The 14,704-nt window shown below is 64.7% G+C and carries 7 protein-coding genes; all 7 read right to left on the bottom strand.

The window, feature by feature from the left end:
• Positions 1 to 6: 6 nt before the first annotated feature.
• Positions 7 to 3,945, bottom strand: a complete 3,939-nt coding sequence (locus ACYQ3G_RS02040; RefSeq protein WP_459821925.1) for a DUF748 domain-containing protein — start codon at positions 3,943 to 3,945, stop codon at positions 7 to 9.
• Positions 3,946 to 4,282: 337 nt separating this feature from the next.
• Entirely contained in the window at positions 4,283 to 5,224 is a 942-nt protein-coding gene (locus ACYQ3G_RS02035; protein ID WP_459821923.1) for a glycosyltransferase, read from the bottom strand.
• Positions 5,225 to 5,314: 90 nt separating this feature from the next.
• Positions 5,315 to 7,102, bottom strand: coding sequence for an exodeoxyribonuclease V subunit alpha (recD, locus tag ACYQ3G_RS02030; RefSeq protein WP_459821921.1), 1,788 nt, complete (start codon positions 7,100 to 7,102; stop codon positions 5,315 to 5,317).
• Entirely contained in the window at positions 7,102 to 10,608 is a 3,507-nt protein-coding gene (recB, locus tag ACYQ3G_RS02025) for an exodeoxyribonuclease V subunit beta (RefSeq protein WP_459824153.1), read from the bottom strand. Before recB ends, recD begins: the two co-directional genes overlap by 1 nt.
• Entirely contained in the window at positions 10,608 to 13,802 is a 3,195-nt protein-coding gene (gene recC / locus ACYQ3G_RS02020; protein WP_459821919.1) for an exodeoxyribonuclease V subunit gamma, read from the bottom strand. Before recC ends, recB begins: the two co-directional genes overlap by 1 nt.
• 5 nt (positions 13,803 to 13,807) lie before the next feature.
• Positions 13,808 to 14,362: an HD domain-containing protein gene (locus ACYQ3G_RS02015; protein ID WP_459821917.1), complete on the bottom strand. Its 555-nt coding sequence runs from the start codon at positions 14,360 to 14,362 to the stop codon at positions 13,808 to 13,810.
• 59 nt (positions 14,363 to 14,421) lie between these two features.
• Entirely contained in the window at positions 14,422 to 14,697 is a 276-nt protein-coding gene (hgcB, locus tag ACYQ3G_RS02010; protein WP_459821915.1) for a mercury methylation ferredoxin HgcB, read from the bottom strand.
• Positions 14,698 to 14,704: the final 7 nt, after the last annotated feature.

Below are 14,704 nucleotides of genomic sequence, written 5' to 3'. Positions count from 1 at the left end.
TCGGCCCTAGCTTTTGATCTCCACCGTCACCTCGGAACCGCCGGACAGGGCCTGCGGCCCGGCGCTGCCCATGAACACCCGTCCGGCCTCCACGCCGAGGACCTGCACGAGCTGGTTCTTGACGAATTCGGCGCGGCTCGCCGCCAGGCTGACGAGATCCTCGTCGGTGACGCTTATGAGTTCGCGCAGCTTGGCTTCCTGCACCTCGCGCGAAACCTCCTTGTGCATGCCGATGGCGTTCTTCTCCTTCTCGACGGGTTCGTCCTTGTAGGCCTCCCAGAGCAGGTCCGCATACTCCTCGTCCGTGATCTCCAGTTCCTCCGGCACGGTTTGCTCGCGCTCTTTGCGCGACAGGTCGTCGTACTTGATGACCTGCAGCTTGCGCCGGAATTGTCTGTCGGCCATGGCCTTCCGGTCCGCCACCGGGTCGGCGCGCCCGACGATGGAGATGCTCAGACCCGGGCGCTGCTTCAGGATGTCGGCCAGGGCCTGTATTCCCTTCGTGGTTTCCTCGGACGGGGTGGCCAGCCCGGCAGGGAAGGCCAGCTTGCTCACGTCTCCCGCGCCCTCGGGCACCAGGCTCGCCAGCAGGGTGAAGGGCGAGGCCACGGCCTTGACGATGAGCCCCAGAAAGGCCTGCATGACGATGCCGCCGATGCTGAACTGCGGGTCGTTCAGGTCGCCCTTGACCGGGAGGTTGATGGCGATGTTGCCGGACATGTCCCGCAGCAGGGCCAGGCCCAGCTTGACCGGCACGTCGGCCGCGTCGGGCGATTCGACCTTGTCGCCGAGTTCGAGCCGGCGGGCCTTGATGGCGTTGCGCATGGCCAGGTTGCTGCCGTCGGTGCTGACATTCATGTCCCAGTCGAGCTGGCCCTGGGCCACGGGGTAGGCGATGAATTTCGCGGAGTAGGGCGAGAGGCCGACCAGGTCGAGGTTGCGCAGCGTCACGGTGCTGTTGGTTTGAACCGGGTCCTTCAGGGGGCTGATCCAGCCGGAGGCGTTGACGGCCGCCGAGCCGTCCACGACCGCGGAGAGTTCGAGCTCCGCCCGTTTCTGCGGGTCGAGGGAGATGCCGCGCACGTTCAGGTCCACCGGGGAGACGACGGAGGCAAACTGCGGCGAGAGAGTCTGGTCGGCGAAGGTGAAGCGGCCCTGTTTGAGCGCGAAGCTCGCGATATCGAGGGATTTGAGGCCCTCGGACTTGTCCGCCTTCTTGGGCTGCGCCTTGGCGGGCTTTTTCGCCGGCGGCGCGATGCGGTCCAGGGTGGTGCGGCCCTGGGCGTCGATGACGAAGCCGGCGCGCGGCTCCACGAGTTCCACTTCCCGGATGCTCAGGGCCAGCGGTGAGAGCTGCAGGGCGAGTTGCGAGACGTCCAGGGTCTTGAAGCCGAGGATTTCCGCTTTCGACCGGCCTTCCGTGACGCGAAGGTCATCGATTCTCAGGGAGCCGGAGAGCTGGTCCTTGCCCTTGCCGCCCATGCGCCAGTTCAGCTTGCCGCCGAGCCGTCCGGACGGGATATCCACTGAGGCTGCGTCGGCCACGTAGGCCGAGGCCACGGACAGGGGGATGCGGGAGAGATCGACGGTCCCTTTGGTGATCATGGTCGAGGGCACGATGTCGCCGCTCGCCTTGATGGTCCCGGTTTCCTCCACGCGGCAGGACAGGGCCAGGGGGATGGCCTTGGCCAGGTCCGTGGACAGGTTTTTCGTCAGGAAGGATATCTGGTCCACCTCCAGGCGCGAGGGCTGGGCAAGGGTCTGGTCCGTGAGGGAGACACCGGACCCGGACAGGGAGAACTGTTCCACGGCAACGCTCCAGGCCGGGGATGAGCTTTTGGGCGCAGGCTTGTCGGAGGCGGATTCCTGCGGGGAGAAAAGCTTGGCCAAGTCGATGGCCCCGTCCTTCTCGCGGACGACGTCGAGGTTCAGCGACAGGTCCACCGGGCCGACGGTCACGGCCGTCTTTGCCGTGTCCACGTTCACGGGGCCGACCTTCAGGGCGCTAACGCGGATCGGGGCATCCTTCTTTCCGGACAGCAGCAGGCGGACATCGGACACGGCCGCTCCGCCGCTCGCGATTTTCCAGGCCGGCGCAACGCTCGTCGCGGCGTTGCCGGCCGGCTTGGTCGGCGCCGATGTCGAGGGCGCGGCCAGGGCGGCCACGAGGGTCGCGCGGCCTGCGGCGTCCACGCCCGTGGTCACGGATGCCTCGGCCAGGGTGAGGATGCCCGTACGGACCTCGCGCCCGGCCATGTCGACGAAGATGCCGTCCAAAGCCGCCTTGCCGAGTTGCACGTTGCCCGCGTCGCCCTTGGCCTTGAGGGCCAGCCCGCGCACTTCGACCCTGGAATTTTCCAGGCGCGGGGCGGCGCTGGCGGTGTCCAGGATCAGGTTTACGGAAGCGTCGGCCTTGGCCGCGGCCAGGGTCATGGGCAGGGCGTCCCGGAAGAAGGGCGAGTAGGAGGGGATGTCGAGATTGTGCGCCTCGACGCGGGCCTTGGCCTGAATGGGTGAGACGGAGAAGGACCCTTCCACGCCGATCTCCTCGCCGTCGGCCGTCAGGGCCCGCACCGCCGCCTGGGTGGTCGCGTTGGCGGCCGTGCTCAGGTCGGTGACGGTCACGTCAAGCTTCTGCACTTCCTTGGTGAAGGGGGTGGGCGTGGTCTCGTCCCTGAACAGGACACGGCCGTCCGTGAGCCGCACTTCGGGAATCTGCAGGAGCAGAGTCCTGGCTGGCTGTTGCGCAGTTTCGGCGGCAGTGGCGTTGCCCGCCTGCGCGGTCGCGTTGGCCGCGGCTTGCGTGGCGTTCCCCATTCCGGCTGCCGCGATTTCGGTTCCCGCGGTGGCGTTTTCCGCTTTCGGCGACACGGTGCCGTTTGCCGCCGTCGCGTTTGACGGGGCCGGCTCGCGGGTGAAGTAGCCCATCCAGTTCAGGCTGCCGTCCTTTTTGCGCACGAGCTTGATGAACGGGCTTTCCAGGCTGACGGAGCGCAGTCCGAGCTCAAGGTTCAGGATGGAGATGTCGTCCAGGACGATTTCCGTGCTGGCCGCCGAGAGGACGGGTTCCCCGTTGTCCGTCAGTTCGATGTCGCGCCCGGTCACGGTGCCCTGCAGGGAAAAGGTCGGCAAACTGTCCTCGTGCCGCTCGAAGACGAGCTTGTTTTCGAGGCTCAAGGTTCCCTTGGCCAACTGGAGGTTTTCGTTGGCCAGTGCGTACGCCCAGTACTGGGGCAGGCCGAGGTCCATGACGTTCAGTTCGAACTCGGTCTTCAGGGAATCGTCGAAGGGGATGGTCTTGCCTTCGAGGTTGAACGGCGCTCCGTTGGCCCGGAAGGACAGGGTCGGGGTCATGAAGGTCGTCCAGTCCTTCTTGCGCGAGGAGAACTGGGGAACCAGGAAGTTTATTTCATCGACGACATGCGTCACGCCCCGGGCCTGGTCCTCGAAGATGATGGTGCCGTTGCCGATGGAGATGGGCTCGATGATCAGGGGCACGATGAGGGGCGCGGATTTTTCGGAGCCTGTCTCGTGCGTGTCGCCCTGCAGATCTGCGAAGTTGGTGCGGCCTTCCCCGTCGAGGCGGATATTGATGCGCGGACCGTCCAGTTTCAGGTCGCGCACGACGATGGCCAGGCGAATCAGAGAGCTGAGCTCGAGGTCGGCGTGCAGGGCGTCGAAGGCCACGAACTGGCCATCGCCATCCTTTTCAGCGATGGTGAAACCCGTGATGTCGGCAGTCAGCGTGAAGGGATTGAAGCGGATTTCTCGAGCGTCAACAGAACGGTGCAGTGCCGGGGAAACCTTTTCCACAAGAACGTATCGGACAATCGGGGGGAGAAGAAAAAAACCGAACGCAGCGTACAATGCAAGGCAACTGAAGATTGAAATCAGGACTTTCTGCCACGACTTCAGAAATTTCCATGAAGCAAGAAACGGTATCATAAGCCACTCCCGGGTTTACTATCAACTCACGTAGCTGCAGTGTCCTTGTTTGGCAAGAAGGACGACGTGAGAGTGGTCTTGCGGTTTGTCTCGATTTTCCGGCAACAGAACTGTTTGCCCGCATGAGAAGGAGCTGTGTGACGTAATGTCGCATCCCCCCTGGCGAGGGAGACGGTTTATGGGATGCTTCGGGGATCCCTTGGATGGCAGAGACGTCCACCGATAGCGGCTGGGATCCTGCCTGGTCGATCGCGACAGCGGGGCGTGATGAAGGTGGGAAAATCTGCGAGAGAAAAGTACTGAATTGGACGCCTTCTCTAGGGAGTGGCGTCCTTTTTCAGTTCTGGGCAAGTATCTTCAGAAGTTTTTGTGTTATCCCGGAAATGTCGAACCTGGAGACGACGGTCTGTCTTGCCTTTTGAGCCATTTGCTTGAGAAGTTTCTGATCGTTGAGCAAGATTGATACGTATTCTCCCCACTCATGCTCGCTCTCGACCAGAAATCCGTCCACGCCATGTGATATTATTTCCTTATTGAATCCGACTGATGATGCGATAGGTACAACTCCACATGACATATATTGCAGTATTTTAAATCCACATTTTCCGCGTGTATACGGCGTGTCACTGAGGGGCATCAATCCAACTGTAAAATTTTGAAGCTGGAAAAGTTCTTTTTCAGGAGCCCATGCGTCATAAATGGAGAACTTTGAAAGGGTGCCCGTGGGGGGCGCATTGGATACGATTTGTATTGGGTTTCCGGTTACAGCCTGTATTTGTTCTGCGATATTTTGCAGGCCTGAAAGATAGCTCGAAGTTCCCATCCACCCGACTGTGAATTTTCTGATGCGGATGTCTGAAGTGCAGGGGATATACGCAATCGTGTCGAGGGGGGTGGGCAGTACGGCAACGGAAGCCGCTCCTTGCGCAGCTTCAGCGAGATAGGAATTGCCAGCGATGACGATGTCGGCATGGGTGACGTTTTTTTTGAAATTATCCCATTTTTTGCCGCTTCCAGGCGCAGAGGCCTCGTCCTGATCTGTCCATATCGCATCATCGAAATCGAAGACGACTTTTCTGGATAAAATCTTCAGTGCATATATTTCTGCTACAGAAAGTATTCTTTTCTGTATTATGCAAATATCGAATTTTTTTTTCGCATATATCTTTTGCAAAAAGAATCGTATTCTGTCAAATATTGTTTTTGGATATCTCGATACATCCACGTCAATGCCGTATTTTATTATTTCTTTCGCAATTGGTATGACGCGATATCTCACGCTCGGAAGCGTATCCTTTCCTTGTGTTAACCATAATATAGATTTTATTGTCATTTTAATTTGTATTCGATTGTAAGTAATTTTGTGAAGTCAGGATAAAGTATGTGGATTTTGGTGTGAAGAAAAAATGATGTGTCCAAGTCCCGATGTCCTATTATATTTTTTGGCCACGGCATATTCAAGTTGTTCTTGGGTGCCACACAATGAAAATTTTTGTTTTGCCCTGGTCAGGGCCGTGTATAGGAGCTCCCGTCCCAGTATGGGGCAAGGTTCCGCCGGCAGGATCAGCACGGTGTGCCTGAACTCCGAACCCTGGCTCTTGTGCACGGTCATGGCGTAGCAGGTCTCGTGCCGGGGCAGTCGGGCCGGGGCGAATGAGGTGAAGCCTTCGGGGGCCGGAAAGAAGACCCGGAGGGTGTCGCCGACGGGCAGGGCGATGCCCGTGTCGCCGTTGAAGAGACCCAAGCTGTAATCGTTCTCCAGGATCATAACCGGGCGGCCCTGATACCATCCATCCCCTGCCGGCGCACCGAGCGCCTCGCAGGCCATGCGGTTCAAGGCCTCGGTGCCTTGCGGGCCCTGGCGGATCGGCGACAGCAGGCGCAGGGCTCCGAACGCCTCGAAGGCACGCACCGGGTCCATTTCCGTGCTCAGGCCCCTGAACGCCGCCCGCACGAGCGGGGCGAGTTCCGCGACCAGGGCCGCGTGTCCGGAACACTCCTTCATCTCCAGATCGTCATGGGGCTGCGAAAGCAGTTCCTCCGCCTTCCCGGCCTCACCGGCCACGATGCACGCGGCCAGGGCGGCGATGCCGCTGTCCGCACCGAACCGCCAGCTTTTCCTCAGTTCCACTACATGGTCCGTCAGGGCCGAGACGTATGAAGCCTCGGGCAGGCGTGCCCCCGCCCTAGCGGCGTCGGCCGCGAAGGCCGGCGAGAAGGCGTTGATGGCGTCCTCGCGGCAGAGGTTGCCAAGCACTGCTCCGGCCTCCACCGATGCGAGCTGGTTACGGTCACCCAGCAGCACCAGGGCGGTTTGTTCGGGCAGCGCTTCCAGCAGGCGGGCCGTCAGTTCGAGATCGAGCATGGACGCTTCATCGACGACCAGCATGTCAAGTGGCAGGGGATTGCCTTGGTGGTGGCGGAAGCCCCCGGCGCCCCAGCCGAGCAGGCGGTGCACGGTCTGGGCGCCCTGCATCAGGCTTTCGTCCAGTTCAGGCGGCAGGGTTCCTCCCGGAAAGGCCGCGGCCAGGGCCTCGGACATGCGCGAAGCCGCCTTGCCCGTGGGCGCGGCCAGGCGGATGCGGAAGGGCGCGCCGGCGTGCATGCGGGCCGCAAGGGCCAGGATGCGGGCCACGGTCGTGGTCTTGCCCGTGCCGGGGCCGCCCGAGATGACGCAGAAGCGGCTGCGCAGGGCCGCGAAGCAGGCCACGTCCTGCCAGTCGGTTTCCTCGTCTCGGGCCTTGAAAATGTCGGGTAGCAGCTCTGCCGGGATGCTCCGGGGCGGTGCCGAGGCCAGGCGCAGGAAGGCCCGGGCCAGGGACTCCTCGTCGCGGAAGAAGCGGGCGAAGTACAGCCGCTCCCCGTCAAGGATGAGGGGCAGGCCGGAGTCGGGCGCGCCGATCACCCCCGTGTCCAGGCCGCCGTCCAATGCGTCCAGGCCCAGGGAGGCCAGTCGTTCGCGCACGCCCTCATCGCCGAGGTGCAGGCAGACGTGCCCTTCGCGCACGGCCAGGGAGACCAGGGCCGTCAGGCCTGCCGCGAGGTCTGCGTGTCCCGGCAGGGCCAGGGAGGCGGCGAAGCGGGCCTGGTAGAGGTCGGCCCCGGTGAAGAGTTCGCTGGCAACGAGGCGGGGCAGGATGGCGGGGCGGGCGAACATCAGCGGTCCTCCATGTAGATGAGGGCCTCGTCCAACGCTTCGAGGAAGCGCAGATCGGGACGGTCCTCATGCACGCCCTGCCCCGGCCGCTCCGGGTCCACGCCGCGCAGGAAGACGTAGCGCACGCCGCCGAAGTGCTCCGCGTAGTCGAATTTTGGATTGCGCAGGGCCAGATGGCGCTTCAGGGCCAGGCAGTAGAGGTGGTACTGCAGGAAGTAGTGGCTGCCGACCATGGCCGTGTGCAGGGCGTCCTGGGTGTAGTGGGCGGGAGTGGGGCCGAGCCAGTTGGATTTCCAATCGAGGAGGTAAAATTTTTCACCGCTGCGCACGACCAGATCCATGAACCCGGTCATGAAGCCCCGGCGCGGCTCGAAACGCAAGTTGCCCATGCGCTCCGGCAGGTCGGGCGGCAGAAGCCCGGCCGCGTCCCGATACACGGCGGCCAGGGCCTCGCGGGTCACGGGGCGCAGGGGGAAAAGGAATTCCAGCTCGACCAGCTTGTCCTTCTGTTTGATGCCTTTCAACTGCAACCCTTCTCCCAGATCCGCGTGCAGGACCCGTTTGACCATGTCCTGGACAGTTTGATGCCAGTCCGGGGCGAAGCCGTACGTGGCCAGCGCCTCGGTCACGGCGGCGGGGACGGTGCTCTCGTCCGCGAAATCGATGCGCTCGAAAACCCAGTGCAGGCAGGAACCGGCGGCAGCGCCGCGCGGGAAATTCGCCATGGACCACTCGTCCGCGGCCATGCCGGACGCATCAGTCTCATCCAGGCCCGGCCGCGCTCCGTGTTCCATGCCGCGGGTCAGGCCGGTGAAGCTCGCCAGCCCGAAGCCGGAGCCCAGAACGCGATCCCAGTTCCGGAATCGCAGGTCAGGGGCATGGGTGAATTGTGGCGGTCCCTGCTCGGGGTCGGCGTCGGGCAGTTCCGCGACCTCGATGTCGTCACCCGCCAGTTCGAGCAGGTCCGCGCAGACCATGTCCTCATCGACGTCGTCCCAGTTCAGGGTGCTGTTTTCGCCGGCGCGGTGCCCGTGGAACAGCCAGGCCGCGCCCGAGGTCTCGGCCTCGTTGATGCGTCCCCAAATCGCGTAGCAGCGGCACTTGGCGCGGGTCAGGGCCACGTACAGCAGTCGCACGCGCTCGGCCTGCGCCTCGGTCAGGGCCTGGCCTATCCGCCTTGGCAGCTCCTCCGTACCCAGGTCGAGAAGCAATCCGCTTTCGTGGATCAGGGCCCGATCCTCGGGGCATCTGGCCCGGCCAAAGATGAAGGGGCAGAAGACTACCGGGTATTGGAGCCCCTTGCTCTTGTGAATGGTCACGATCTGGACCGCGTCGCGGTCCGTGTCCAGGCGGAGCTGGGATTCCTCAGTACTGTCGGTGCCGAGCCGCCGGGCGAACCAGGTCAGCAGGGTGTGCATGGACGCGCCCGATTCGCGTTCCCGGCTGTGGAGCAGCTCCAGGCAGTGCAGGACGTTGGTCATGCGCCGTTCGCCGTCCGGCAGGGAGACAAGGCGCCCTCGCACATCGAGGTCGGTGAAGAGTCGGCGCGCGGCGGCCATGACACCCCGGCGGTCCCACAGTTCGCGGCAGGCGAGGAAGCGTTCGAACCACGCCTCGAGTTTATCGCCGTCCTCGTCGATGAGTGCGAGATGCGGGGCCGTCAGGCCGATCATGGGTGCGGCCAGGGCCGTGCGCAGGGCCGCCGGGCGCTGGCAATCGGCCATGCCGCGCAGCACGGACAGGAGTTCCGCCGCCTCGGGGCTGGCGAAGACCGACGAAGTGTGGGTCACGACGCTCGGGATGCGCAGCGCGCCAAGGGCTTGGTGGACGGCCTCGCCCTGGGCATGGGTTTCGACCAGAACGGCGATGTCCCCTGGCAGGAGCGGCGCGTCGCCGATGCGGATGCTCCCTCCGGCTGCGCCCCGCAGCAGACGGCTGATCTCGGCGGCCACGGCCCGGCAGATGCGCGGCGCAAGCGCCCCCTTGGCCAGGGGCTTGTCCTCGCTCTTGACCTGCCAGAGGACCATGGGCGCGGGTGTATGCCCGTCTTCGCGGAAGCGGTCCCGCTCTTCGTCCGGGGCGCTCACGGGCTGGTAGCCGATTTTCGGGTCCAGGAAGGGCCGTGGATTGTCAGGCCTGGAAAACAGGCGGTTCACGGCCGCGATGAGCTCCGGCGTGGAGCGGTAGTTGACGCCCAGCGTCATGCCGCGTTCGCAGCTGTCGGCCGCGGTAAGGTACGTGTGCAGGTCCGCGCCCCGGAAAGAGTAGATGGCCTGCTTGGGGTCGCCGATGAGGAACAGGCTGTTCTCCCCGTCGCCGGTGGCGAAGAGGGTGCGGAAGATGTCGTACTGCAGGCCGTCGGTGTCCTGGAACTCGTCGATCAGGGCCGCGCGGTACTGGGCCCTTGCCGCCGCGACCAGCTCGGGGCTGGCCAGGGCGGCGTGCATGTTGCGCAGCAGGTCGTCGAAACCCAGCACGTTGCGCCGCCGCTTGAGGTCGTCCAGGCGCGCCGTCACGCCCGAGAGGAAGGCATGCCGCAGATGGACCACGAAGGGGCCCAGCGCCTGCCGCAAGGCCTCGACACGGTCCAGGATATCCTGGATCTCGTCGAACAGCGGGTGCTCCGGGGCGGTGAAGGCCTTTTTGGTCATGCCCCGCACGTATGTCGAGGTCAGTTCGCCGAGGGCCTTGAGCTGCTCCCTGGCATCGAGTCTCGGGTCGTTCAGGAAGTCGCGTGCCGCCTTCAGACGCTGATCGAGCTTCTGCGGCGAGAACTGGCGGGCGTTGAAGTTGTCCGTCCGGGCCAGAAGAAGCGTTCGGACCTCCGGTTCCGTAACCGGCCAGGAGGCCTTCAGCCGTTCGCAGGCCTCCCGCACGGCCCGGTCCAGGGGGGCGGGGTCCGGCGCGGGGCTGTCCGGCACGATGCGGATGCGCTGGGCCAGGAAGGGCAGGCCGGACAGTTCCGTGAGATGGTCCGGGGTCAGCTGCTTGCGCACTTCCGTGCCGGTCAGGCCGTCAAGGGGCAGGATGCGACTGCGCCAGAAATCCACGCAGACCTGGCGGCGCAGGTCCGAGAGGTCCGGCTCGAGCTGGGTGTCGAAGAGGGCCGAGCACTCGAAGCCGTTGCGCCCGAGCATGCGCTGGCAGAAGCCGTGGATGGTGAAGATCTGGGCCAGGTCGAAGTTGCGCAGGGCGAGTTCCAGACGGTGGGCGGCGTCGGTGCCGCCAAAGCGGGCCTGGAGGTCCCATTCCAGTTCTTCGTCGGCCACCATCTCACCGGACAGCACCCCGGCCACGTCGGACAGTCGTTTGCGGATGCGTTCGCGCAGTTCCTCGGTGGCCGCGTCCGTGAAGGTCACCACCAGGATCTGGTCCACGGTCAGACCCTTCTCCAGCAGCAGGCGCACGAAGAGGCCGGTCAGGGTGTAGGTCTTGCCGGTGCCGGCGCTGGCCTCGATGAGGGTCGTGCCGTCCAGGGGAGCGGTGCAGAGGTTCATGGGCTCCATCACTCGGCACCTCCCAGAATGGGACCGTAGATTTTCTCGGCCACGTCCGCGAAACGCTCCCAGTCCGGCTCTGAGTCGCGGAAGAGGAAGGCCAGGTGCGGGTCGTCGCGTTCGGGGCTGACCATGAAGCCGCCTTCCCACTGGCGCATGGCCTGTTGCAGCGCTTCGGGCCGCTCCTTGGGCTTGCGGCCTTTGAAGCGCGCCTCGGCGAAGGCCAGGGAGGTCCGGGGGAAGAAGGGGATGGGGGAGCCCATGCCCTGCGTGTAGAGCCGCAGCAGCCCTTCGAGAAGGTTCCGGGCGTCCTGTGCCTCGGGTGCGGAGAAGCAGTCATCGGTGCCGATGTGCATGGATTGGGCGGCATGGCCCGAGGCCGAGGCTGCCAGATGGCGGACCCACAGGCGGAGCATGTCCGAGCTTTTGGTCTTGGCCGGTCGGCAGGTCACGATGCGGTCGCCGTGGAGGTCGAGGCGGCCTGTGAGCGTGACCCTGCCAAGCTGCAGCTTCAGGTCGAGGCGCGCGGCCTTTTCGTCGCCGATGACGGCCCGTGCCTGGTCGGCCAGGAGGCGGATCTGGGAGCAGAGCTTCCGGCTTGCGTCGGTCCCGGCCTGGCCCGGAGGCAGGAGCTGCCAGGCCAGGAGCAGCCCCTCCAGATTGGCGGCGGGCTCGTCCAGGGCCGTGCGCAGGAGGTCCTGCAGGGGGCCGTAGGCTTCGAGGCCCGTGGGCGCGGCCAGGGGTTCCTCGTCCAGAAAATCGTCCTCGCCCCTGCCTGGGTCGATGCGCAGGGCGCGCAGCAGGTGGCGGCAGGGGTGGGTCAGGAAGCGCGTCAGCTCTTCGATGTCGATCTCGACCTCCTGCTCCGGATGTGCTTCTTCGGGAGCATCGGTCTCGGGGAAGAATTGCCTGGACCGGTGCTCGGCGAACAGCGCCAGCGCTGCGTCGCGGTTCTGGGCCGAGTAGGAGAAAAGGCGCGACCCTGCGCTGAAATAGTCCGGATGGAAGGCTTGCAGCTTGTGCTTGAAAACAATGGCCTTTGAGGGCTGAAGACCGTCAACCGTACAGCCTTTGTCCAGGAAATCGAGCAGTTCCGAGACCAGAACCGACGGCGGGGCCTCGGAGTTGTCGGACTGGGACAGGCCTGGGTAGGTCAGGATGAGGCTGTCGCGGGCCGAGATGATGCTTTCCAGGAACAGGTAGCGGTCGTCCTCGCGAAGGCTGCGGTCGCCTGGCCTGGGGCGGGCGGCCATGAGGTCGAAGCCGGGAGGCGTGTCCTGGCGCGGGAAGGCCGTGCTGGTCAGGCCCGTCAGGCAGACCACCCGGAAGGGGATGGAGCGCATGGGTTTCAGGCCGCAGAAGGTCAGGCCCGAAGCCAGGAAGCCCGACTCGCCGCCGCTCTCGTCCAGGCGCTTGCGGATGAGATAGAGCATGGTTCGTGCGTCGGCCTCGAAATCGCCCATGTCGCGGGTCAGTTCGGTCACGGTCCGGCGAATGGCCAGCAGATGCTCGGCCTGGGCGGGGTCCTGGGGGAAGAAGGCGTCCATGACCCACAGCAGGCAGTCCTGCCAGTCGGCTGGCGTTCGCGTGTCCCGCAGCCTGGACCACAGGGCGGCCAGTTCGTCGATCCAGGCGGTCAGGCGGCCCAGCAGCTCCTGCTCGGCCGAGCCGCGCAGTGCCAGCGGGGCGATGCCGTGCAGCGGGTCCGCCGCCCCGGTCATGTACCCGAGGTACAGGCGGGACAGGCCGCTCTCCCAGGTGTTCTGGCCGAAATCACCCAGCCCCGCATTTCGGCGGAAATTCCGATCAAGCCCCCAACGCACGCCCGATGCGCGCACCCACTCCAACACGCGCTGCGTATCGGACGCATCCAGGCCCAGTCGCTGCCGCACTGGCGGGGCTTCGAGCAGGGCGCAGACGCGCGAGGCCTCGAAGCGGTGCTGTCCGAACTCCAGGAGTTCCAGGAAGAGGCGGATGGTTTCGGCGGCCTTGGTCGGCTTGCGGTCGGAGATGGAGAAGGGGAGGTCCGTTTCTCCCGTGGTCCCGAACACGGCCTGGATGACCGGGGTGTACCTCTCGATGTCCGGGTTCATGACCAGGATGTCCTGCGGCGAGAGGGACGTGTCCTTGGCCAGAAGGTCGAGGATCAGGTCTTTCAAAACCTCCATCTCGCGCAGGGGGCTGTGGCAACAGTGGACCTGGATGGACGTATCGGAGAAGTCCGTCTTTTCGTCGCGAACGTCCAGATCAAGTAGGTCGGCCTGGAGTTGTCCGAGCATGGTGCCCGCGTCTGGTTCTTCGTACAGCCCCGTTTCCAGCGCGTCCCGGTCCATCAGCAGTTCCAGAAAGTCTTTCCCGACCGCACCAAGACCCGCCAGCGGCATTGCGTCCTCGGGTCGTTCCGGGGAGGCGTGTTCCCCGGCGCGGTAGGCGCGCCGCCGTTTCCGATGCGTCAGAAGATCGCCCCAGTACTTCCGGCAAGGGCTGAGCAGAAAGACGTGCACCTGGCTGTGCCTGGACAGAGCCTGCAAAAGATCGAGATAGACCGGCGGCAGGGTCGGGATGCCGAAGACACAGACGCGGGTGGGGAGTTCCGGCAGGGACGAGCCTTTTTCCAGCTTGGCGATGGCCCGCCGCAGCAGCGCCGCGCGATGCTCCCCGCCCATGTCCCTGATCAGTTCCCGCCACAGCCGGGCCTGCCAGGCTTCGCTGGCGAGGTGACCGGGCAGGAGGAAGTTTCCGCTCGGATCACGGTTTTCCCAGCGTGCGGCCCACTCCGGCCTGAAGATGAGGTACTGGTCGAAATGATAGGCGATGCGTTCGGCCAGCTGCACGGACTTGAGCTCCGAGTCCTCGCGCACGTAGCGCGCCAGCGGCGCGAACTCCGGCTCGTCCAGCAGGCCGCGCAGCAGGTGCGTGATGCGCCACAGCATGCGCTCCTGGCTCAAGGGGTATTCGGGGGGCAGGTCGGCCCGCAGTTCCCGACAGAGTTCGTAGGCGAAACCGACAGGAAAGGGGAATCGCACGCCCGCGCAGATCCCGTGACGGCGGGCCAGCTGCATGGAGACCCAGCGCTGCATGCCGCCGGACTGGACCAGGATGGTCTCCTGCTTCATGGGGTCCAGCGGAATTTTTACGACCTCGGCCAGCAGTTCGGCCAGGTTTTCCAGGCGGTTGGATGCGTGGAGGAGAAAGCCTTCCATGAAGGTCAGGACGCAGCCAGCCCTACTTCGTTCTCGATCCCCGTGATCGCCCCTATGGCCAGCGTCAGGAAGTCGCCCAGCTCCAGGCCGATCTTCTCGCACTCCTTGATCGTCTCGCGGCAGACCGAGGCGGCGAAGGCCTTGTCCTTCATCTTTTTCTTGAGGCTCTTGGCCTCCATGCCCTGCATGCGCGTGGGGCGGACGAGGGCCGCGGTGTGGATGAGGCCGGTCACGGTCTCGCCGCAACGCAGGGCGAAATCGAAGTCCGACTGCGGCAGGTTGCCGTTCATCTCGTTGTGGCGGGCGATGGCCTGCACGGCGTCGCCCGGCAGTTTTCCGGCCAGGGTCTCGGCGGTCAGCAGGCCGTGCTTTTCGGGCGTGTCCTTGGTCTGGGGGTAGTCGAGGTCGTGCAGCAGGCCGGCCAGGCCCCAAGTCTCGGGGTCGTGGCCCAGGCGGGCGGCCAGGGCGCGCATGACGGCTTCGGTCTCCAGCGCGTGGACGACAAGGTGGTCGGGGGCGGTGGCCTTGATCATGGCCAGGGCTTCGGTGCGGTCGAGCATGATTCCTCCGTGGTTTGGAAGGCAGAGAATTCCTGCATTTCCGCGCCGCGGTCAAGGATTCAGCAGCATGAAGTCCCGCGCTTGCCCGGCAGCCAGGTCTGGATGATGTACTCGGCGCAGCCCACGCCGGGCGTGACCGCGATGGCCGCCGCCGGGCAGTTCAAGGCGCAGGCCCCGCACTCCATGCAGGCCTCGCGGTCCAGAACCTCGGCCTTGCCGTCCCGCACGGCGAAGATGCGGTGCGGGCAGACCGTGGCGCAGAGGCCGCAGCCCACGCATTTTTCTTTGTCATAGGCCAGGGTGGCCACGTTTTCGAGATGGCGGAAGGTCTTCATGTCGTCC

The organism is Desulfomicrobium salsuginis (assembly GCF_054657795.1).
This window is presented reverse-complemented; position numbering and strand designations above follow the sequence as displayed.

What these genes read in the sequence shown, in the direction of transcription:
- ACYQ3G_RS02015 (WP_459821917.1), bottom strand. Translation starts at nt 14,362, where the DNA reads ATGCTCGACCGCACCGAAGCCCTGGCCATGATCAAGGCCACCGCCCCC.
- ACYQ3G_RS02040 (WP_459821925.1), bottom strand. Translation starts at nt 3,945, where the DNA reads ATGATACCGTTTCTTGCTTCATGGAAATTTCTGAAGTCGTGGCAGAAA.
- hgcB (WP_459821915.1), bottom strand. Translation starts at nt 14,697, where the DNA reads ATGAAGACCTTCCGCCATCTCGAAAACGTGGCCACCCTGGCCTATGAC.
- recB (WP_459824153.1), bottom strand. Translation starts at nt 10,608, where the DNA reads ATGGAGCCCATGAACCTCTGCACCGCTCCCCTGGACGGCACGACCCTC.
- recD (WP_459821921.1), bottom strand. Translation starts at nt 7,102, where the DNA reads ATGTTCGCCCGCCCCGCCATCCTGCCCCGCCTCGTTGCCAGCGAACTC.
- recC (WP_459821919.1), bottom strand. Translation starts at nt 13,802, where the DNA reads ATGGAAGGCTTTCTCCTCCACGCATCCAACCGCCTGGAAAACCTGGCC.